Origin of the sequence: Silvimonas iriomotensis (assembly GCF_014645535.1) — a bacterium.
GTDB classification, from domain to species: domain Bacteria; phylum Pseudomonadota; class Gammaproteobacteria; order Burkholderiales; family Chitinibacteraceae; genus Silvimonas; species Silvimonas iriomotensis.
Genome location: NZ_BMLX01000002.1, coordinates 164438 through 186449, shown reverse-complemented (window position 1 = coordinate 186449; position 22012 = coordinate 164438). Strand labels below are relative to the sequence as shown.

At 62.7% G+C, this 22012-nt stretch carries 14 protein-coding genes; 7 read left to right on the top strand and 7 right to left on the bottom strand.

The genetic code is table 11. From position 1 onward, the window contains the following. Positions 1-14: 14 nt before the first annotated feature. The 5 genes from recD to rarD all read right to left on the bottom strand — a co-directional run bounded on the left by recD (position 15) and on the right by rarD (position 10466). A complete protein-coding gene (gene recD / locus IEX57_RS07350; protein ID WP_188703641.1) occupies positions 15-2015 on the bottom strand; it encodes an exodeoxyribonuclease V subunit alpha in 2001 nt (666 codons plus the stop codon). Further along, positions 2012-5650 (bottom strand): exodeoxyribonuclease V subunit beta, encoded by a 3639-nt coding sequence (recB, locus tag IEX57_RS07345; protein ID WP_188703640.1) that lies wholly within the window; start codon positions 5648-5650, stop codon positions 2012-2014. Before recB ends, recD begins: the two co-directional genes overlap by 4 nt. Next, positions 5643-9047, bottom strand: a complete 3405-nt coding sequence (gene recC / locus IEX57_RS07340) for an exodeoxyribonuclease V subunit gamma (RefSeq protein WP_188703639.1) — start codon at positions 9045-9047, stop codon at positions 5643-5645. Before recC ends, recB begins: the two co-directional genes overlap by 8 nt. A 67-nt stretch (positions 9048-9114) precedes the next feature. After that, complete coding sequence (locus IEX57_RS07335; RefSeq protein ID WP_188703638.1) at positions 9115-9450, bottom strand: hypothetical protein; 336 nt, start codon at positions 9448-9450, stop codon at positions 9115-9117. Between the two features lie 122 nt (positions 9451-9572). After that, positions 9573-10466: an EamA family transporter RarD gene (rarD, locus tag IEX57_RS07330; RefSeq protein WP_229708907.1), complete on the bottom strand. Its 894-nt coding sequence runs from the start codon at positions 10464-10466 to the stop codon at positions 9573-9575. A gap of 178 nt (positions 10467-10644) precedes the next feature. Between rarD and ypfJ the strand changes: the two genes are divergently transcribed. The 4 genes from ypfJ (at position 10645) to IEX57_RS07310 (ending at position 12653) form a co-directional block, all read left to right on the top strand. Then, the gene (gene ypfJ / locus IEX57_RS07325) at positions 10645-11547 is read left to right on the top strand and encodes a KPN_02809 family neutral zinc metallopeptidase (protein WP_188703637.1); all 903 of its coding nucleotides are present in this window, start codon (positions 10645-10647) and stop codon (positions 11545-11547) included. A gap of 155 nt (positions 11548-11702) precedes the next feature. Further along, positions 11703-11888: a hypothetical protein gene (locus IEX57_RS07320; RefSeq protein ID WP_188703636.1), complete on the top strand. Its 186-nt coding sequence runs from the start codon at positions 11703-11705 to the stop codon at positions 11886-11888. A 2-nt stretch (positions 11889-11890) separates the two neighbouring features. Further along, positions 11891-12316, top strand: a complete 426-nt coding sequence (arfB, locus tag IEX57_RS07315) for an alternative ribosome rescue aminoacyl-tRNA hydrolase ArfB (RefSeq protein WP_229708906.1) — start codon at positions 11891-11893, stop codon at positions 12314-12316. A gap of 145 nt (positions 12317-12461) precedes the next feature. Further along, the gene (locus tag IEX57_RS07310; protein ID WP_188703635.1) at positions 12462-12653 is read left to right on the top strand and encodes a hypothetical protein; all 192 of its coding nucleotides are present in this window, start codon (positions 12462-12464) and stop codon (positions 12651-12653) included. 305 nt (positions 12654-12958) lie between these two features. On the opposite strand, the gene IEX57_RS07305 is transcribed toward IEX57_RS07310, so the two are convergent. Then, positions 12959-15034 carry a methyl-accepting chemotaxis protein gene (locus tag IEX57_RS07305; protein WP_188703634.1) on the bottom strand — a complete coding sequence of 692 codons (2076 nt, stop codon included), beginning with the start codon at positions 15032-15034 and terminating at the stop codon, positions 12959-12961. 82 nt (positions 15035-15116) lie between these two features. Further along, positions 15117-16595, bottom strand: a complete 1479-nt coding sequence (gene pdxR / locus IEX57_RS07300) for a MocR-like pyridoxine biosynthesis transcription factor PdxR (protein ID WP_188703633.1) — start codon at positions 16593-16595, stop codon at positions 15117-15119. Between the two features lie 190 nt (positions 16596-16785). On the opposite strand from pdxR, the gene IEX57_RS07295 reads away from it, so the two are divergent. The 3 genes from IEX57_RS07295 to IEX57_RS07285 all read left to right on the top strand — a co-directional run bounded on the left by IEX57_RS07295 (position 16786) and on the right by IEX57_RS07285 (position 21795). After that, a complete protein-coding gene (locus tag IEX57_RS07295) occupies positions 16786-18054 on the top strand; it encodes a 4-aminobutyrate--2-oxoglutarate transaminase (RefSeq protein WP_188703632.1) in 1269 nt (422 codons plus the stop codon). 649 nt (positions 18055-18703) lie between these two features. Then, entirely contained in the window at positions 18704-20155 is a 1452-nt protein-coding gene (gene gabD, locus IEX57_RS07290; protein WP_188703631.1) for an NADP-dependent succinate-semialdehyde dehydrogenase, read from the top strand. Between the two features lie 572 nt (positions 20156-20727). Further along, complete coding sequence (locus IEX57_RS07285; protein WP_188703630.1) at positions 20728-21795, top strand: AraC family transcriptional regulator; 1068 nt, start codon at positions 20728-20730, stop codon at positions 21793-21795. Positions 21796-22012: the final 217 nt, after the last annotated feature.

Here is a 22012-nt window from a genome sequence, read left to right as displayed (position 1 = left end):
GACAGGCGGGGTGATCAGGCGCCTGCCAGTCCCTCATACAGGCCGCTGGCCCGTCGCGTTTGCCGGCCCAGCGCGTCTTCAAACCCTTGCTGGCTGGCGCTGACCAGTGTGAAGTACTGGCGGGCGCGGGTGATGCCGGTGTAGACCAGTTCCCGCGTCAGAATCTGGCCGGCATCGACGGGAAGGGCCAGGACGGTGTGTTCAAACTCGGACCCTTGCGATTTGTGCACGGTCATGGCGAAGGCGGTTTCTACGTCGGCCAGCCGGCTGGCGAGGACGGAGCGGATGTCCTGGCCATCCAGAAAATACACTCGCAGTGCGTCGGTGGCGGGGTCAGGCAGGGCGATGCCGATGTCGCCGTTGTAGACCTTCATGCCGGGGTCGTTGCGGGTGATCATGACCGGGCGGCCGGTGTACCACTCGCCCCGATTGCGCGGCAGCCAGTCGTGCCGGGCCAGTTCGGTTTCGATGGCCTTGTTCAGGCCGGCTACGCCCCAGTCGCCCTCGCGCACGGCGCAAAGCACCCGGAAACGTTCGAAAGCACCCAGCACGGCCCGTACCCAGCTTTCGTGTTCGGGCACATCCGGCGGGCGCTGTTTCACCACTTCCAGATAACTGGCATAACCACCAGGCGCGCCGGCGCGGCCACTCAAGGCGAGTTCGACTACGGCTTGCGGGTTGGCGCGGTTGCGCCATTGCACTGCGGCGTGATGGTCCATCAGCACGGCCAGCGCGGCGGGCGCGTCGCCACGGTTGACGGCCAGAGCCAGTTGGCCAATGGGGCCGCCAAAACGGCGGCTGACGCGCAACATCACCGTTTGCTGCGCCAGGGCGTTGCCTTGACCCAGGTATTGCGCGGGCAGCGTCTGGCCGGTGGTCCGGCTGACGAAATCCACGGTGGCGCCGGTGTAACGGCCTGCTTCGGCATCCCGGCACAGATCGCCCAGCACGGCGCCGGCTTCGACGGAGGCCAACTGGTCTTTGTCGCCCAGCAAGATCAACCTGGCGTGGGCCGGCAGGGCGTCGAGCAGGGCGGCCATCATTTCCAGGTGGATCATCGAGGCTTCGTCGACAATCAGCACGTCCACTTCCAGCGGGTTGCCGGCGTGGTGGCGGAACTTGCGGGTGTCCGGGCGGGCGCCCAGCAAACTGTGCAAGGTACGGGCGGCGCCAACGCGTTCGGCAAAGGCGGTCAGCGCCAGATCTGCGCCCACTTTTTGCTGCAGATCCTGCAGCGCGCCATCAATGGATTGTTTCAGCCGCGCCGCCGCTTTGCCGGTGGGGGCGGCCAGGGCAACGCGCAAGGTGTCGGGGTGATCGGCCGTGGCCAGCAGCAGGGCCAGCAAGCGTGCCACGGTGTAGGTCTTGCCCGTGCCAGGGCCGCCGGTGACGACCGCCAGTTGCCCGCGCGTGCCGATGGCGCAGGCCATTTTCTGCCAGTCTGGCTGGTTGGCGGGGTCGTGCTCAAACAAGCGGTCCAGCCATTGCCGAACCAGCGCATCGTGTTCGCCCTGGGCATGGGCGGTCCGCTGCCGCACCGCATTGGCCACGCTTTGCTCGTAACCGTGATAACGCCGCAGATAAAGTCGCGTGCCAGCGAGCACCAGCGGCGCATTGCTGGTGGCCGGATCGGTGGTCACAACGGTGCTGCGGCCAAGTTCGGCCTGCCAGCCCGCCGCGTGGCCAGGCATGGCCGGCGCGATGCTTTGCCAGGCGTTCAGGCCTGCCACGGGCCAGGCCAGCAAGGTGGCCGGGTCATGCGCCAGTTCATCAAGCATCAGGCAACTGTGGCCGCGGCCTTCCATGTGCGCCAACAAGGTGGCGGCGAGCAACACGGCGGGGCTGGCTTGTGGGTCCAGGTCGGCCAGAAAGCGGGCGAAGGCGGTATCCAGCTGGCGCAACCAGTGCTGGCTGGTCCAGTGGTTCAGGTGTTCAAACAGCGCTACGCGGTCAAGCACGAGGGGGGCGGCGTCCGCGAACAGATCGCCACTGAGCGTATCGATACGGCGGATCATGGTTGCGGCTCCCGCATGGCGTGGTCGAGTTGTTCCAGCAAGGCAAGGTCTGCCGGCACGACATAGCTGCCGCGCTGCGGGCCCTTGATGCCGCGCATGAACAGGTAAATGGCGCCGCCCAGGTGATCTTGCGGCCGGTAGCGCGCGCCAAGGCGCTGTTGCAGCAGCCGGTGCAGGGCCAGCAGGTAGAGCGCCGCTTGCACGTCGTAACGGTGCGCCGCCATGGCGCGCTCAAGCGCATCAAGGGTGTAATCGGCATCGCCCGCGCCTAGCGCGTTGGATTTGTAATCCAGAATCCAGTAGCGGCCTTCGTGTTCGAACACCAGATCGCAGTAACCCTTGATCATGCCGCGCAGTTCGCGCGCGGCCAGTTGCGGGCGCGGCTGGCCGGCCAGCAAATGCGTGCTGCACAGGGCGTCGATGGTCTGGCTGGCAATGTCCCGGTTCGGAAACCAGAACTCCATTTCCGGCAGGATATGGGTCAGCGCGGTCAATGGGGTGTCGATGGGTTGCAGCGGCGTGCGCGCCAGTTCGCTCAGCCAGGTGACGACTTCGTCTTTACGGTTGGCCCAGCCCAGACGCTCGCAGCGGCGGCCCAGCCATTCGGCAAAGTCTTGCGGGGCCTGGTCGACCAGCGCAAAGCCCTCGCTGGCCAGCCATTCCAGCTGATCGTGCAGCAAGGTGCCGGGCAGGGCGCCGCGGGGGAACTGGTGCCACGGCGCGTTATCAGCCGGCCCGGTGGCTGGCGTGGTGTCGCCGGCACTTTCTTGCAGGGTTTCGTCGCGGGCGGTTTCCGGTACGGGTGCGGCGGCGTGCTGCATGTCGCGGATCAGGCCAGAGAAACTGGCAATCTGCCAGCGGGTATCAATCTGGCCTTGATAGAACGGGGCCTCGACCAGCGGGGCAGCATGGCCCCGTGATGCCATGCGGGTGAGCGGGGGTTCGTCCGGCGTAATGGCTTGCAGGAAGATCTCTGGCGTCTCGCCCTTCAACTGCTGCAAGGCCTGGGCCAGGTTGAGTTCTGACAGCGCATTACCCGCGGTCAGCAGATAGCCGATCGCACTGCGCTGCAACCTGGGGCTGGTACCGGAAAGGAACTCGTTCACCCCCAGCCACAGCGCATGGCGCGCGCGGGTGGCGGCAACGTAAAACAGGCGTAGATCTTCCTGCAGACGGGCGGTATCGGCCGCCGCTTTGGCGTGTTCGGCCTTGTTGAAGTCCAGTTGCGGCTGGCCGGCTTCATCCACATAACGGATCACCGTCACATCACGCGCTTCAAACCAGGAGGTGGCAAACGGCATGAACACCAGCGCGTATTCCAGGCCTTTGGACTTGTGCACGGTGACAACTTTGACAAGGTCCGCGTCGCTTTCCAGCCGCACTATTTTTTCATCGCCCGATTCACGCGTACCGGTGATCTGTTCGGCAAACCAGCGAATCAGCGCCTGTTCGCCTTCCAGTTGCTGGCTGGCGTGCTGCAGCAGTTCGGCCAGGTGCAACAGGTTGGTCAGCCGGCGTTCCCCGCCGGGCAGCGGCAACAAACGCGCCGGCAATTGCAGCGTATGCAGCAGGTCGCGCACCATGGCCAGCACGCCGTAACGCTTCCAGCGCTGGCGCAGTGCCTTGAGCGTTTCCAGCCGGCGTTCCCATTCCAGATCGTCGCTGGCCAGGCGGGTGAGCGTGGGCAGGTCCAGATCAGCCATGGCGGTTGCCCAGGCGGCGCGGGCGCGGTGGCCATCAAGCGGGTCGGCCACGGCCATCAGCCAGCGCAACAGGTCGGCAGCTTCGTCGCTGTCAAAAACCGAGTCGGAATCAGACAAATACACGCTGGCCACACCGCGTTGCTGCAACGCGCGGCGGACCACAGCGGCCTCTTTGCCGGACCGCACCAGCACCGCAATGTCAGCTGGCTCCAGCCGCCGCAGGCCGCTGTCCATGGCAAAGCCGGCGCCCGGATCGTTCAAGAGGGTGACGATTTCCTCGGCGCACAGTGCGGCAAAGTGTTGCTGGTACAGCTTGCCGGGCAGCTTTTCCGGCCCGTGCCAGACGGTGACGGGGGCTACCGGGCCGGCATGGCGCACCAGTTGTTCGGCACGGCCCGCCGCATTGACCGATTCAAACGGCAACGGGTTGTCTTCCCCCGTGCGAAAGCGGAACGCGCCTTGCTCGAAGCTGGTTTCCGCATATTCAAACAAGCGGTTCACACCCCGCACAAGGCCGGCGGTGGAGCGAAAATTGGTGTCCAGCACATAGTGCCGACCGGCCGTGGCGCGCCGGGCCTGCAAATAACTGTAAATATCGGCGCCGCGAAAACCGTAAATGGATTGCTTGGGGTCGCCAATCAACAAGAGCGCCTGTGCCGGATTGTTGTCGGCAGCCCGGTAAAGCCGGTCAAAAATGCGGTACTGGCGCGGCGAGGTATCCTGGAATTCGTCGATCAGCGCCACCGGGTACTGGGCCAGAATCCGTTCCCGCAGCGTGGCGCCGTTGGGGCCGGCCAGCGCGTGATCCAGCCGCTGCAGCATGTCGGCAAAGCTGTATACGCCTTGCTGCTTTTTCAGCTGGCTCATGCGGTGGGCGACCCAGTCGGCGGCATGGACCAGCACGCCGGCCTGCAACGCCGGCAGCGCCTGGCGGGCTTCCAGCCAGCGCAGCAGATGCGTTTGCCAAGGGTGCACCAGCAAGTCACGCTGGGCTGCGGTGGTGGATTTCCTGAAGTGGGCCTCGGTGGGCGCCATATTGGGCAGCCAGGTGTCCAGCAGCGACTTGCTGGCTACAGCGCCCGCCGCCCAGCCGCGCACGGCGGCAAGGCGCGCGGCAAAAGGGCTTTTGGCGTGGTTGTACTTGGGTTTTTGCAGCCATTCATTGGCAAAGGCGTCTTCCCAGACCTGGGTAAGGCGTTCGTCATCGGCCAGCCAGGCCGCGCGGGCGGCGTTTTCCAGTTCTGCCACTTCTGCCACCACCTGGCGCAGCTGCGCAAAAAAGCCAGGTGGCGGCGCCGGGCGCTCATCCAGTCGCAACAGTTCACCCAGGCGCCGGGCAAGGCCGTCTGGCGTGGCAGCGACGGCGAGGATGGCATCCACACACTGCGGATCAAGCTGGTAGACGTGCTCGCGCCAATAGTCCCGCGTGGCGTCCAGCCGTAGTTCGTCCTCGTTTTGCAGCAAGGATTCATCAAACAGGTTGCCGCTATCAAACGCATGTTCACGCAGCATGCGCTGGCACCATGCATCAATGGTGAACACGGCAGCATCGTCCATGGCGTCGGCGGCCATGGCAAGGCGGTGGGCGGCCTCGTTGCGCATGGTGGCATCGTCGTAACTGGCCAGCACCTCGCGCAAGAAGGTGTCTTGCGCGGCGGGTTGTTCTTCGTCGCGGAAACACCGCGCCGCATGCAGCAAACGGGCGCGGATGCGGTCGGACAACTCACGCGTGGCGGCGCGGGTAAAGGTCATGACCAGAATCTGCGCTGGCAGCAGCGGGGTGGCAAAGGCATTGGCCCCGCCGTGCCCCAGGATCAGCCGGATATACAGCGCGGCAATGGTCCAGGTCTTGCCGGTGCCGGCGCTGGCCTCGATCAGCCGGCTGCCGTAAAGCTCAAAAGAGATCGCCTGCAGGCGATTGGCGTCAGGCATGATCGGCTTCCTCGTCCTCGCCGCACTGCAGCTCGACCTGAATGTGTTCGGTCGCCCACTGTGCAAGAGGCGCAAACAGGGTTTGGGCATACTGCTGGAACTCGCCGCTGTGGCTGAGCGTGGCGAAGTCTGGCCAGATGCGTGCCAGGCAGGGCTCGGCCGATTCCGGCGCGATGCTGATCATGCTGGCACCTTCGTAAACATCGGCCGGCTTGCCGTTGTCCGACAATGCAGCCAGTGCTGTGGCCACGGCAAACGGCAGTGGCCGGGTCATGCCCTCGGCCCATGCCGCCAGCAAGTGCTGCAGCGTGGCCTGGGCGCTTTCGGCATCCGGCTGGCCCAGGGTGAGGACCGCATCGCGCGCGACAATCACGCCCGTCATGGGCAGGCCGGCCGCGGCGGTCACCAGTTGGCGCAGCCAGGGCAGCAGCAGTTTGTCGGCACGCGGCGCGCCCTTTTTGTCGGTCAGCTTGCCCGGGTTGAGCATCAGCCAGCCGGTCTGACCATCGCGCTGGCGCAGGCCATCCAGCCAGTCTTCCAGGGCGATATCGGCATGACTGGCCTGGAGCAAGACGCGAGAGGCGTCATCCGGCCACGCAGTCATGAGCTTGAGCCAGCGCGCCCACATGGGTTGCACTTGCGCCATCAGTTTGGCTCGCTCGCGTTCACCCATGGGGCCGATCGGCAACTGGCCGCTACGCCCCGAGCGAATGGCGGCGTGCTCCAGCGCGGCCGGGTCTGGCGTAGCGCTGGCTTGATCCAGCCATTGCGCTACCATTTGCCAGGTTTGCAGGCCATCCAGGTCAAAGGGTTCTTCGTTGTCTTCAACCAGCGTCAGGTCTTCAAACCGCACCTGCAGCACTTCCTGGAAATACACTTTGACCGGGTTGGCCAGGAATTGCCGCAACAGCGAAAGGTTGACCTGCTTGCGGGTTTCCGGCGCGTTGTCCGGTGTCGCGCCGGGGGCGTTGCCGGTTTGCTGATGCGCGTCACGCCATTCCCGCACCCAGGTATGCAGCTGACCACCCTCAAAATAACGGCGGCTGAAGGGTTGCAAGGGGTGATGCGTGGTCAGGCGTTCCACCACGCCGGCCTGCCAGTTGGCGGCCAGATAATCACGCAGTTGCGAGACCAGCACCGACGCCGGTTGCTCGCTGTTGTCACGCGGGCTGTGCCCGGCCCAGCTGATATACAACTGGCGGCGGGCCGCCAGCAAGGCTTCCAGCATCAGATAGCGGTCATCATCGCGCCGCGAGCGATCGCCGGGGCGGTACTGGCCGGGCGTGGCCAGCAAGTCAAAATCTGCCCGCTGATTCTGGCGCGGATAATCGCCATCGTTCATGCCCAGCAGGCAGACCACCTGGAAGGGGATGGCACGCATCGGCAGCAAGGTGCAGAACGTGACGCCGCCGGCCAGAAAGCGTTTGTCCAGCGTGGGCTCATCCACCTGGCCCAGCCAGGCTTCACGCAGCACCGGCAGCGCCACCGGATCGGTGTAACCGGCCAGCTCGCACGCGTGCAGCCAGCGTTGCAGGGCGGTATCGACGGCGATCAACGTCAGCCGCTCGCTATCATTGGCCGATTCAAAAAACGCGGCCAGCAAGGCGCGGCCGGCTTCGCTCCACTCGCCAGGCGTGCGCGCTTGTTGCAGGCTGGCACTCCAGTTGATCAGTTGTTCAACCAGCGCGGCCAGAGAACCGGCGACAGCGGCATCCAGCCCGCCAACCTCGCCATACGGTTCGATCCCGGCAAACGGGGCGTCGTCGCCGCTGGCAAAGCCCAGCAGCATGCGGCGCAGGCCAAACAGCCAGGAATTCTGCTCGCCCACCGCAGCCAGACCCAGTTGCGCGCGTTGCTCGCCCGACAAGCCCCAGCGCACGCCGGCGCCGATACTCCATTGCGCCAGCCGTTCCAGATCGGCATCGGCCACGCCAAAGCGCCGGGCCAGGGCCGGGACGTCAAACAGGTCGCGTACTTCAGAGAGGCGACAGCGCTGCTCCGGCAAGCGCAGCAACCATTCCAGCGCCTTGAGCAGCGGGTTGATGCCGCGGTTTTTCTGGTCGGCAATCAGCCAGGGCACAAAGCGCGGATCGTTGCGTTCGTACTGGCCGAACACGGCTTCAATGGCCGGCGCAAATGTCTCGATATCCGGCACCATGACCACCACATCCCGCGGGGTGAGCGGCGATTGCGGGTCAGGTTGGGCGAACAGGTCCAGCAACTGGTCGTGCAGGATTTCAACCTCACGCTGCGCGCTGTGGGCAACGTGAAACACAATGGAGCGATCAGCCGCGCTAACGGGCGTGTGTTCGCCATCAGGCGCTTGCAGATCGCGGATGCGGGCCTGGACTTGCGCCAGCATGGTCGTGCCGGGGCCGTCGTCAAACAGGTCGATGCGGGTATCAGGAAAGCGTTGTTGCGCCGCCAGCGCGTCGTCAAACTCATCGAGCATGCGTACAAAATCCCGCCCTTGCCGGCCCCAGGCCGCCAATAACGGGTTGCTTTGCGCATGCATTTCCGACAACTGCATGCGGGATAAATCCACGCCGCTACGCAAACCATGCCGCCGCCGTGCCGCGCGCAACAATTCGCGGCCATCAATGATATCGGCCCAGTGAAACTGGCAGGGGTTGGGCACCGCCAGGATCACCTGACAGCGTTCGGCCAGCGCCGCCAGCGCTTGCAAAGTCTGCATGGGCAGGGCCGACACGCCGAACAGCACCACGCGGCGCGGCAAGGCGCTCACCGGGGCGTCGCCACGCTGGATGGCCTCGATAAACCGGGTGTGGATGGCGTCGCGACTGGTGTGGCGCAGGTGTTCTGGCACATCTGCCAGCAGCGCCCGCCACAGCGCGGCTTGCCAGCGCTGGTCTTCCTGCAGCGGCGTGATGTTGCCATCGGCCCGGCGCAATTGATCCTGCCCGGCGGCCCAGTCGGTCAGCCAGTCAGCGCGGTAGACCTGGTACTGGTCGAACAGATCGGCCAGCTTTTGCGCCAGTTGCCACAGGCGACCGGCGTCGTTGTCATGCAGAAACTGCCGCAACGGCGCAAAGTGCGGCGCGGCCAGCAGCGTGGGCAAGATGCGCATCAAGCGCCAGGCCAGCGGTGATTTATCCAGCGGCGAGACGGGCGGCACGGCCACCGGCCCCAGCATTTTGCGATAGGTACGCCACAAGAATTGCGAGGGCAATTGCACTGATGCGGCCGCGCTGATCCCGGTCTCTTGCGCCAGCGAGAGTTTGAGCCACTCTGCAATGCTGTTGCTCTGGACCAGCAGGATTTCTTCTTCCAGCGGGGCCAGCGGATGGGCGGTAATCCAGCCGAAAACCGTGGTGCGCAGGTCTTCCAGCCGGTTGCCATGCAGCACCAGCAAACCGGGTGTGAGCTGTTCGGTCATGAGAGGGATGGGCAGGCTCTGGTATCGGGGCGGTGACGTGCGTCAGTGTACCAAAGACTTGCGCGGCTTATTGGCCGGCGGTGTCGCAATCGGCCCGTTTGACGGGGGCGCCTGGCCGGCCTTGACCATCTACCGGGCGTGCCGGCACGCAATCGTACCGTGTGCCGTTGACCACCAGTGTGGCGGCGCTGCACACGCCGGCCTGTTTCACGCCGATCAACTGCCGGGTCGGGCCGTCTTCACCCAGGATGAAATGGCGTTGCCCGGGGGCGAGCAGGGCGGCGATGGTTTTGCCGGGTGGCGCTTTACCGTGGCTGTCATGGCAGGCCCAGCTATAGCGTTGGTCTGCATGGGCCGTGGCGCAAGCCAGGGCAAGGCAAAGAACGGGCAAGAGGCGGCGCATGGCGGGTTGGTCCGAAAAAGGCGGTATCCGCCCAGTCTGGCATGGCTTGGGGCTGCAGCGCCGGCTTATTCGACCAGCTGGCGCTGCGCGCGGCGGGACGGCATGCGCCTGTCTTTGCCGGATCAGTTTGTACTGCGCTGCCGTTGCAAGGTCAGCGCGCTATGCCCGCAGGTAAGCAGTACCGCGATCCAGATCGGCACATAGGTACCCAGGCCCGCCATGGTAAAGGGCTCGCCCAGGAACAGGATGGAAATGAAGAACAGCAACACGGGCTCGACATAGCCCAGAATCCCCAGCACACCCATCGGCAGCAGTTTGCTGGCGGCCAGATACAAGGCAAAGGCGGCGGCGGTCATGATGCCCAGCAACGGCAGCATGCCCCACAGGGCGGGCTTGGTGATCAGCGCCTGGGTGGCGTCGGCATGGGTGAGCAGATACCAGGCCACCACCGGCACAATGCACAGGACTTCAAGCAAAAAGCCCGCGACCGGGTCCAGTTTTACCCAGCGGCGCAGCATCAGATAAGGCGGGTAGCCCACCGCAGTAATCAGGGTGACCCAGGAAAAAGCCCGGGTCAGCCACAGTTCATGAATGACGCCGACGGCAGCAAAGGCGACGGCCAGCCATTGCAGGCGGCTGGGGCGTTCGTGGTAGAACACAAAGCCGATCACCACCATCACCAATGGCAGCAAGAAGTATCCCAGCGAGACTTCCATCAGCCGGCCCACTTGCGGCGCCCACATGAAAATCCATTGCTGGATGAACATCAAGAAGGCGCACAGCGGCACCACCCACCACAACCGGGGCTCGCTTTTGAAGCGGCTGATCAGCGTTCTGAAGCGGCTCATCTGCCCCAGCAGCACCAGCGCCACCACCATGGCCGGCACAGTCCAGATAATGCGCCAGGCCACAATCGCCATGCCGTCGAGCGGACGCAGCAGGGTGGAATACCAGCCCAGCGTGGCAAAAATGATGGAAGCACCTGCAGAAAACACGACACCGCGGCCGGAAAGCATGAGAACACCTCTTGAACGAGCCGGCATGCTAGCAGCTTGCTGCCCGGCCCCGCTATCAAGGCTTTCGAGCATGCCGGCCGTCCGCCAGTTTTCCGCCACGGCGCTATCGCCAGGGCGCATGGCTGCGGCTATGCTCCAGGCAACAGAACATTCAACAATCGCACAGGAGTAACCCACCATGCGCTGGAATGACATGCGCGAGAGCAGTAACGTCGAAGACCGCGAGAACAGTAGCGCAGGCGGGGGCGGTGGCGGCTTTGGCGGTGGCGGCTTTGGCGGCGGCGGGCTGCGGCTGGGGATCGGCGGGATTGTGGCCGTGGTGGTCGTGGGCATGCTGTTTGGCAAAAGCCCGATCGAAATGCTGGGGCTGATCTCGCAGTTGTCAGGCGGCGGCGCACCGCAAGTGCAGCAGCAAACGCCAGCGCGTCCGGTGAACCCCAATGATCCGGGCAAGGTGTTTGTCGCCAGGGTGCTGGGCGATACCGAAGACACCTGGGGCCGTATTTTCAAGGCATCCGGCCGCACTTATCGGCCGCCGCGTCTGGTGCTGTTCCGTGGCGCGGTGGATTCAGGCTGCGGCTACACTACCTCGGCGGTCGGTCCGTTCTATTGCCCGACAGACAGCAAGCTGTATCTGGATCGCAACTTCTTTGATGAACTCAATACCCGTTTCGGCGCGCCCGGCCAGTTTGCCGAGTCGTATGTGATCGCCCATGAAGTGGGGCACCACGTGCAGAACCTGCTGGGGATCTCGGCCAAGGTGCATGAACGGCAAACCAGCGTGGGCAAGGCTGCTGCCAATGCGCTATCGGTGCGGCTGGAACTGCAGGCCGACTGTTTTGCCGGCGTGTGGGGGCATGATGCCCAGCAACGGCAACTGGTGAATGGCCAGGATATGGAGCAAGCGCTGGTGGCCGCCAATGCCATTGGCGACGACACACTGCAACGCAATGCCGGCCGCAGTGTGGCGCCTGATTCCTTCACCCATGGCTCTTCCGAGCAACGCCAGCGCTGGTTCCGCAAGGGGTTTGAAACCGGCAGCGTGGATGAGTGCAATACCTTCACCGCCAGACAACTGTGACCGGGCCGGGCAGGGCGTGGCTTATCCGCCCTGTGGCGCCGCTGTTGCGATGGCCGTTTTGCCAGGCGGGGCCGCTCTCGGGTAAGGTAATGACAACTGTATGGCCGCGCGGCCGGCAGTGACCAGATCAGTACCTCGATGACCGGATAACCACCATGCTCAAGACCCTTTTGTTGTGTACCGTTGCCCTGACTGCGCTGGCCGCCTGTGGCCCGTCGCCCGATGCCCCGAAAATTGCGCCGGAAGCGCGCAAGGATCTGGAAAAAGCCAAGGGCGTTGAAAGTACCGTGCTGCAGCAAGACGACGCTGCCCGCAAGCAGATCGACGACGCCAGCAAGTAACGGTGACCAGCCCGCGCTTGCCCATCACCGCCCGGGTATCGATCGGGCACGATGAATACTCGGTGACCGCCATCCGCGCGCAAGGCGCGGGTGGTCAGCATGTCAACAAAACCTCCAGTGCCATCCACCTGCGGTTTGATATTCGCGCCTCCAGCCTGCCTGAGCATTACAAGGCGGCTTTGCTGGCCATGAGCCATCACCTGATCACGCAAGAAGGGGTGATCGTAATCAAGGCGCAGGAATACCGCAGCCAGGACATGAACCGCGAAGCCGCCATTGCCCGGCTGGTGACGTTGATCCACGACGCTGGCGTGGTGCCCAAAGCGCGCTATGCCACCAAACCCAGCTACAGCGCGCGCCGCAAGCGCACCGACCAGAAAGTGCAGCGCGGGCAGATCAAGGCCCTGCGCGGCAAGGTCGATATCTAGTATGGGTTGCTGACCGTCCGGCGCAGCAATGCGCCCTTGCCGCAGTGCGCAAGTACAATCAACTGCAGCACTCAACCGCACCTACTCCAATATTCCTTTTCACAAGCAGTGGTAAATCACGTTCAACGACGATGAGGGCTTGATCATGGGTATTCTGGACACCATTGGCGAAGTTGCCGGCGCAATTGCCGCCGTAGAGGCCACCGAAAAAGTAGACCCGGATGCCGGTCTGCTGACCAAGGGCATTGCGGCTGTGGCTGGTTTCAAAGGCGCAGAAAAGATTGAAGAAATGCTGGAAGAAAAGAAGGACGACGCCCAGCCGGACGCCAGCGCCTGAGGCTTGATTGAGACGAAAAAGCCGGCCTGCAGTAATGCGAGGCCGGCTTTTTGTTTTTGGGTTGTGGGTGGTGATGCGCTGGATTCCGGCCAGGGCGGCCGCCGAGGTCCGGAATGACGAGGTGGTGGGGCACATGAAAGTGGTGCGGCGCCTGAAATAGCAGTTGCAACCCGCAAACCCCGCCGTACACTCTGCACACCTCACACCTCACACCTCACACCTCACACCTCACACCTCACACCTCACACCTCACACCTCACACCTCACACCTCACACCTCACACCTCACACCTCACACCTCACACCTCACAGCCGGAAATTCCCCACCAGCCGTTCCAGATTGGCGGCCAGCTCATTGAGCCGTTTCACCGCCGTTGCCATCTCATCGACCACCGCGCCGTTGCCCTGCGCCATATTGCTGATGCGTTCGACGTTCTGCGCAATATCCACGCTGGCGGACGATTGCTCGCGCGTGGCTGCGGCGATGTCCACCATGCGGGTGACCAGGTCGCCGGTGTGGTTGCTGACCTGCAGCATGGTGCTGTTGGCTTCTTCGGTCACGCTGACGCTGCTGACCACCTGATCACGCGTACCGTTCACGTCGGTGATGGCTTCCTGGGTATCAGTGCGGATGGCGTTCACAATATTGGTGATTTCATGCGTGGCTTCGCCGGTGCGCGCGGCCAGTTTGCGCACTTCGTCAGCCACCACCGCAAAGCCGCGGCCGGCATCCCCGGCGCGCGCGGCTTCAATGGCGGCATTCAGGGCCAGCAGGTTGGTCTGTTCGGCAATATCGGTAATCACTTTGACAATGGTGCTGACCTCTTGCGAGCGCTGTCCAAGCTGCGCCATCCGTTCGGTCAGGGCATTCATGGTCTGCGTGACATTGGCGATATTACTGGCCACATGCTGCACGGTTTGCGCGCTGGTTTGCGTCAGCTCGCCGGTCTCCCGCGCCAGGGCTTCGGCCTGGTTGGCGGTATCGGCAATGTGCTGGATGCTGACGGTGACTTCTTCCACGCCGGCCGCCGTCGCGCTGGAAGCTTCTGACTGCTGTTGTGAAGAACGCTTGACGGTATCGGCAGAGCTGGCCAGTTGCGTGGCCGATTGCGACACCGCCTGGCTTTCCTGGCGTACCTGCACAAACATGTCGTGCAGGCTCTTGATAAAGCGGTTGAAGGCGTCGGCCGTCTGGCCGATTTCATCGCGGTTGGTGACGGTGATATGCGCGGTCAGATCACCCTGACCGGAGGCCAGTTCTTCCATGGTGCCGGCCAGCCGGTTCAAGGGCCGGGTCAGCGCCGTCACCACGCCAGAGATCACCAGCAGAATCACCACCAGCGCCACAATGGCAATGATCACGGCGATATTGCGCAAGCGCACGGCCGGGGCGGTGATGGCGTCGGTCGGCACGCTCACACCCAGCGACCAGAACTGGCCGGTATTGCCGACCTTGATCGCGTGGAAAAAGTGCGTGTATTCCTTGCCTTCAATCTGGAAATCTTCACCTGCTTTGACCTTGCCGACGTAATCGGCCAGTGGCGTGCCGGCGGCCACCGGTTTGCCCAGCACGGCCGGGTCTTTGGCGGCGACATACAAGCCGCCTTCAGACAGCAGCGTGACGTAGCCGGTGTCATAAGGGTGTACGGCCGAGAGTTCTTTTTGCAGGTCATCGAGCATCAAGTCTGCGGCTGCAACGCCCAGGAATTTGCCGCTGTCGTCCTTGATCACATAGACCAGCGAGCTTTCCAGCGCCTTGATGGTGCCGACTTCATACGGGAAGGGCTCGGTAATGGTGTCGCGCTGGCGCTGCTTGGGGACGTAATAAAAGTCGCCCCAGCCCGGTTTTTCGTAATCCGGGACATAGGTCTCCGGGTGATCGTGATACTTGGGAAATTCCTTGACCTTGGCGCTGTCGGTCATGTTGTCCGGCGCCGCTTTGCCGTCTTTGCGGATGATGTACGGGATATAACGGCCGGTCGGATCGTTGCGCGGCCAGTCCAGGCGGTAAGCGTTGTCGTCGCCGTCAAAGGCGTTGGGCTCCCATACCATCCACAAACCGGTCACGCCGGGGGCGTCGTCCAGCATGCGCATCATGATGTTGTCGGCCATTTTGCGATCGGGTTTGCCGATGGCCTTCAGGCCCATCATGCTGTTGGCCAGGCGCCGTGGCAGCAGCAAGGTGCGATCAAGCTGGTTCTGCACGGTCTGCGCGTAGCCGTTGGCCTGTTGCTGCGCCAGTTCAAAACCGCTTTGCCGGGCGCGGTCATAGCTCATCTTCACCAGGAGCCCGACCATGATGGCAAAGCCGATAAAGATGGCGGCGCCGGCCACCAGAATGATGCGTGTGCGCAAATGCCCCCACTGTGCGCGCTGGCTCATGTCTTTCCCCTTGTCCCGAATACGTGCGGCTGGCGCGACGTACTGTGTTTATAAGGTTTTCACCGTTTAACTTTAGCGAGATTTACGCAAGTTGCAGGTGTCCTTCCATCACCCTGGCCAGGGTGGAGAAATGTCTGGCGATGTCTTCATCCTGCACGCAGGCGTAGCCCAGCAGCAACCCGCGCGTGGCGGCGTCGGCCTGACTGTAGTAACCGGACAACGGCCGGGTGACGATGCCGGCTGCCAGCGCGTCGTGGGCAAGCTGGCGGTCATTGATACGGCCGGGCAGGGAGGCCACAAGGTGCAGCCCGGCTTCATCGCCACGCACCGGCACGTCGTCGCCAAAATGGCGCGAGATCTCGTGCATCAGCGCCTCGCGCCGGGCGCCGTAGACATTGCGCATGCGGCGGATGTGCGCGCCAAAGTGGCCCTCGGCAATGAAGTCGGCCAGCACGGCTTGTTGCAGCAACTGGCCCTCGCGGTATAACTCGGCCAGCGCCACGGCAAAGGGCTCGGCCAGGGCGGGCGGCACCACCAGATAGCCAATGCGCAAGCCCGGGTAGAGGATCTTGCCAAAGCTGCCGACGTAGATCACGCGGTTGGCGTCATCCATGCCTTGCAGCGACATCAGCGGCCGGTTGGCGTAGCGGAACTCGCTGTCGTAATCGTCTTCGATAATCCAGCAATCGCGCTGGCGGGCGAACTCCAGCAGCATGCGCCGCCGTGCCAGACTCATCACCATGCCCAGCGGGTACTGGTGCGATGGCGTGACCAGCATCATGCGCGGCGGCCGGGCAAGGTCTTCCGGTGACGGGCAGATGCCTTCCTGATCCACCGGGATCGGTTTGAGATGCAAACCGGATGCCTGCATCACGCTGCGCACGCCCCAGTAACAGGGGTCTTCCGTCCACACTTCATCACCCGGATCGCACAGCAAGCGCACCGCCAGATCAACCGACTGGTGAATGCCGGTGGTGATGATGATCTGCTCTGGCTCACACCGCACCGAACGCGCATTGCGCAAATAGTCGGCCAGCGCCGCCCGCAACGGCGCGTGGCCACCAGGCGGGGCGTAGCTCAAGAGTTCCGGTTGCGGATTGCGCATATGCCGCGCCTGCAGGCGGCTCCATACCGCTGCCGGAAAACGCGTGACATCGGCCACGCCCGGCACGAACGCGCCCCATTGCCGCCGCGACACGCCGGCTGACGCCACCAACCGCTGCCCGCGTTGCGACAACCGCCCGGTCTCGCCGTCGGCATCGGTCGCGGCATTGCCCAGCATTTGCTGGTCTGGCGTGCTGTCAGCCACAAAAGTGCCGCTGCCGGTACCGGCCAGCAAGAAGCCTTCCACCGCCAGTTGTTCGTACACCTGGATCACGGTGTTGCGCGCAATACCCAGTTCAGTCGACAACATGCGGGAAGAGGGCAGCTTGCGGCCGGCGGGTAATTCATGCGCCAGGATGGCTTCACGCAACAAACGTTGTAACTGGCGGTACGCGGGCTCTGCGCCGGTTTTATCCAGGCGCTGGGCAAGCCAGTCAGAAAGCAGGCTGGTACGCAAAGTGGCTCCATATTTTAGAAAAAAATGGCTCTTCTGGTCAGAACCAAAGCTGACTATATTCGGTTTCAACTTCTGTCGCTACAGCCGGGTAGCTACCCAAACCGCTTTTGCATGGGGCCATGTCAAGGCGGGTTTGGGTAGCGCGCCGACCCACTATCAACGCATCACGTATTTCACTGGAAACACCATCATGTCCAATGCTGATCTGTTTGCCCGCAAGAACGCAGCCACGCCGCGCGGCGTGGGCGTCATGGCCCAGTTCTTTGTCGAACGCGCCCGCAACTCTGAACTGTGGGATGTGGAAGGCAACCGTTATATCGACTTCGCTGGCGGCATTGCCGTGCTGAACACCGGCCACTGCCACCCGAAAATCACCGCCGCCGTGGGCGAGCAACTGAATGCCTTCACCCACAGCTGTTATCAAGTGGTGCCGTATGAATCCTACGTGGCCCTGGCCGAGCGCCTGAACACCCTGACCCCCGGCAGCCACGCCAAGAAAACCGCGTTTTTCTCTACCGGCGCTGAAGCCGTGGAAAACGCCATCAAGATCGCCCGCGCCGCGACTGGCCGTGCCGGCGTGATCGCCTTCAACGGCGGTTTTCATGGTCGCACCATGATGGGTATGGCGCTGACCGGCAAAGTGGTGCCGTACAAGGTTGGTTTTGGTCCGTTCCCCTCCGAAATCCACCACGCGCCGTTCCCGTGTGAACTGCATGGTGTGACCACCAAAATGGCCCTGAAAGCCCTGAACGACCTGTTCAAGGCCGACATCGACCCCAAGCGCGTGGCCGCGATCATTCTGGAACCGGTGCAAGGCGAGGGCGGTTTCTACGTCGCCCCTGCCGAATTCATGAGCGCCCTGCGCAAGATCTGTGATGAGCACGGCATTCTGCTGATTGCCGACGAAATCCAGACCGGCTTTGGCCGTACCGGCAAGCTGTTTGCCATGGACCATTACGACGTGCTGCCAGACCTGATGACCATGGCCAAATCTTTGGCCGGTGGTTACCCGCTCTCTGCCGTGACCGGCCGCGCCGAAATCATGGACGCCCCGAACCCCGGCGGCCTGGGCGGCACGTACGCCGGCAACCCGCTGGCCATTGCTGCGGCCCATGCCGTGATCGATGTGATCGAATCTGAAAAACTGGTGGAACGCGCCAATCAATTGGGTGACAAACTGAAAGCCACCCTGAACGAGTTGCGCAACGTTGTGCCGCAGATTGCCGACGTGCGCGGCCCGGGTGCCATGGTCGCCGCCGAGTTCATCAACCCGCAAACGGGTGAGCCGGATGCGGATTTTGCCAAGCGCGTGCAGACGATTGCGTTGCAGGACGGTTTGATTTTGCTGTCTTGCGGGGTGTATTCGAATGTGTTGCGGTTCTTGTTTCCGCTGACGATTGAGGATGATGTGTTCGCGGAGGGGTTGGCCAAGCTGGGCAAGGCTTTGCAGAAGGCTTGAGCGGTGGTGGTTTGCCTGAGGCGGTTGAAGGCGTTTGGTTAGCGCCTTCGGCGCGAGTAAAGGCATTTCATACCGGGGGTGCCCGGACCACCTTACTTTCTTTGCGTCGCCAAAGAAAGTAAGCAAAGAAAGGCGACCCCAGCCTGGCGGCCCTCCGGGCTGCCCTCGGTTGGTCGGGAGCCCAAGGTCTCCCTCCACGCCCTCGGCGCTTGGCTTTAATGGGGGAGAAATGTCAAAAACAACGCCAACCCCAAAATCCAACCCAAGTACAACAGCAAGAACCAGGAGCGCTAGCACACAGTGGGTTTGGCTGTTGTCCCCTTGACCGCGCCGAGCATCGCAGCGAAGTCCGGGGTTGCGGCGTAAGGGTGTTTGAGGCCAAAGGCCGAGTTCCCTGGAGCCAGCCGGACTTCGCGAGAAGCGCAGGGAACCCGAAGGGCGCCGTCGCAGGGGTCGCCTTTTCTTTGGGACCTTTCTTTTGGCGACCCAAAAGAAAGGTCCTTGCTGTCGGGCAATCCCCGACATGTAAACAGCCGCGCCGCAGGCGCTAACAATCAGCAGCACCGGGCTAAAAACCGGCATCGAACAGATACGCCAGGCTGGCAAACCACCAGCCCGGAAAAAACCAACACCACAAGGAGAACACAACATGAACCTGAAAGACCCCTCTCTCCTGCGCCAGCAGTGCTATATCAACGGCCAGTGGCAAGACGCAGACAATAAAGAAACCGTCCCGGTCAACAACCCGGCCACGGGCGAGATCATTGCCACCATCCCGAAAATGGGTGCGGCTGAAACCCGCCGCGCCATTGATGCGGCCAATGCGGCCTGGCCGGCCTGGCGCAAAAAGAGCGCCAAAGAGCGCGCCACCATTCTGCGCCGCTGGAATGACCTGATGCTGGCCAATGTCGATGACCTGGCCACCATCCTCACCGCAGAACAAGGCAAGCCGCTGGCGGAAGCCAAGGGCGAGATCGCCTATGCAGCCAGTTATCTGGAATGGTTCTCTGAAGAAGCCCGCCGTATTGATGGCGAGATCATTCCGGCTCCGGCGTCGGATCGTCGGTTCCTGGTGATCAAGCAGCCGGTTGGCGTGACCGCCGCGATTACGCCGTGGAATTTCCCGTCGGCCATGATTACCCGCAAGGTTGGCCCGGCGCTGGCCGCAGGGTGCCCGATGGTGCTCAAGCCTGCCACGCAAACGCCGCTGTCGGCGCTGGCGCTGGCGGTGCTGGCAGAGCGCGCCGGTGTACCGGCTGGCGTATTCAGCGTGGTAACGGGTTCTGCCGCTGCCATTGGTGGCGAACTGACCGCCAACCCGATCGTGCGCAAGTTGTCGTTTACCGGGTCGACCGAAATTGGTCGCAAGTTGATTGCCCAGTCGGCCGATACGGTCAAGAAGCTTTCCATGGAACTGGGTGGCAACGCGCCGTTCATTGTGTTTGACGATGCCGATCTGGATGCCGCGGTTGAAGGGGCGATTGCGTCCAAATACCGCAACGCCGGTCAGACTTGCGTGTGTGCCAACCGCTTGCTGGTGCAGGCCGGTGTGTATGACGCATTTGCTGCCAAACTGGCTGCCGCCGTGGGCAAGCTCAAGGTGGGTAACGGGTTTGAAGCCGGCGTGACGCAAGGCCCGCTGATTGATGAAAACGCCGTCGCCAAGGTGGAAGAACATATTGCCGACGCCGTCGCCAAGGGCGCGCAGGTGATTCTGGGCGGCAAGCGCCATCCTCTGGGCCAGAGCTTCTTTGAGCCGACCGTGATCACGGGCGTGACGCCGGCGATGAAGGTGGCCAAAGAAGAAACCTTCGGCCCGATGGCGCCGCTGTTCAAGTTCGAGACCGAAGAAGAGGCTATTGCCATGGCCAACGATACCGAGTTCGGCCTGGCCAGTTATTTCTACTCGCGCGATGTGGGCCGCATTTTCCGCGTGGGCGAGGCGCTGGAATACGGCATGGTCGGGATCAACGCCGGGATTATCTCCTCGGAAGTCGCGCCGTTTGGCGGTGTCAAACAATCCGGTCTGGGCCGCGAGGGCTCGCATCACGGGATTGATGACTACGTTGAACTCAAATACCTGTGTCTGGCTGGTCTGTAAGCCGGACGGGTGTTTGCAGGCGTTAACGAAAAAAGAGCAGCCACGGCTGCTCTTTTTGCATTTTATTGACAGGACAGATTGCACAATTGCGGTGCATTTTTCCGGTGTGTGGCACGCCTTGGTGCAAGGCGCTGACTGGCGACGCGATGCGGCTATTGCTGCGTCATATCTGACGAATGGCACGCTTTTTGCGAGGCTGTCCAGGGGGTGCCTGAATGCTACTTGGCACCTGTCGTCAGATATCGCTGGCCCGTGGCACTAAAGCATCAACCTTTCATGCGGCACTGGTTTTGTCCGGGCGGCTCGCATAAGGTTAGAACACACAAGAATAAACCGTGAGCGTATTGATGGCGGTCAATACGCTTTAGGTTGGCACCGCACTAAATTTGATCGAAACCGGCAAGACAGCAGTTAAAACCGCGATTTCGACTGAGGGTTGGATGGCCCTCGCAATCTCAAAACCGCGCGTGCATGCCTTTTGATGTCTGGCATGCCAAAGACAACGCAGCGTCGCGACCGAGGCAGGCGGCGCTGTACGGACGAGAGAAAAGTGATTTCACAGGAAATACAACATGAAACGCTCGGGATCATGTGTGCAGTCTTCGGCGGCGCTGGTGCCGTCGACACTTCAAACCATCTCCACCATCGCACGGCTGACCGCACGCCGCGATATTGACCCGGAACGGGTACTGGCAGGCAGCGGCATTACCGCGGCCGGGCTGCAAGACACCACTTTGATGGTCACCCACGCGCAAGAGCAGATCGTCTCTGCCAATGCGCGCGCGCTGACCGCTGATGATTCTCTGGGCCTGCAGATTGGCAACGCCTTGCGCGTCTCCAGTTTCGGCTTGCTGGGTTACGCCATGCTGGTCAGCCCGACCTTGCTGGACGCCCTGCAATGCATCTTTGATTACCCGGTGCTGTTTGGCTCTTACTTTGACGTCTCGCTCAAAGTAGAAGGCTACGCCGCGTCGATCACGCTGGATGACTACCGTTACCGGCCCGATCTGGAAATCTGGAACACCGACATGTGCCTGGCGGCGTTGTGGGCCGTGGTCTGTGACGTCATGGCCGACAAGATCAGCCCCGACTGCGTCGCCCTGCGCCACGGCAAGCCAGAGCACGCCGCAGCCTACCGGCAGATTTTCGGCTGTTCCACCTATTTTGACCGGCCGGAAAGCGGCTTGTATTTCCCGGCCGAGCTACTCTCCAGCCCGCTGCCACTGGCCGACCCGTTCAGCTACCAGGTCATGCGTCAGCAATGCGCCCAACTGCAGCGCACCTGGCAGAACAACAGCAACCTGGACGTGATCACCAAAGCACTGCGACTGATCTCGGCCGACCCGCTCAAGTACAACCAACTGACCAACGTGGCCAGCGAACTCTTCATGTCCGAGCGCACCCTGCGCCGCCGGCTGGACGAACGCGGCGTCAAATTCCAGGCTCTGCTGGACCAGGCCCTGTGCGACAAAGCGCTGGAATACCTCTCCCGCACCGCGTTGCCGGTGGCCGATATCGCAGAAAAACTCGGCTACAGCGAAACCGCCAGCTTCCGCCACGCCTTCCGCCGCTGGACCGGCCAATGTCCAAGCGAATACCGCGCGATGCCGGTGGAAAAGTCAGTAGTCCTGTCGGTGTAACACCGCCAACTGGATGTTTGCTGCACAAAACCCTGTGCTGCCCTGGACGAAGGCGCACAGGGTTTTTGTTTATGCTTGCAGGGGAGGGCTGGACTGGATCGCTGCGAATGCTGGATCGTCGTGGTCGGGCGTTACTAAGCGGTGGGGCTTGAGTTGTTGCGGCAATGGTACATGCAGTCGCAGCCCGCTTTGCAGCAGGGTTCTGGATGTTGGGGTC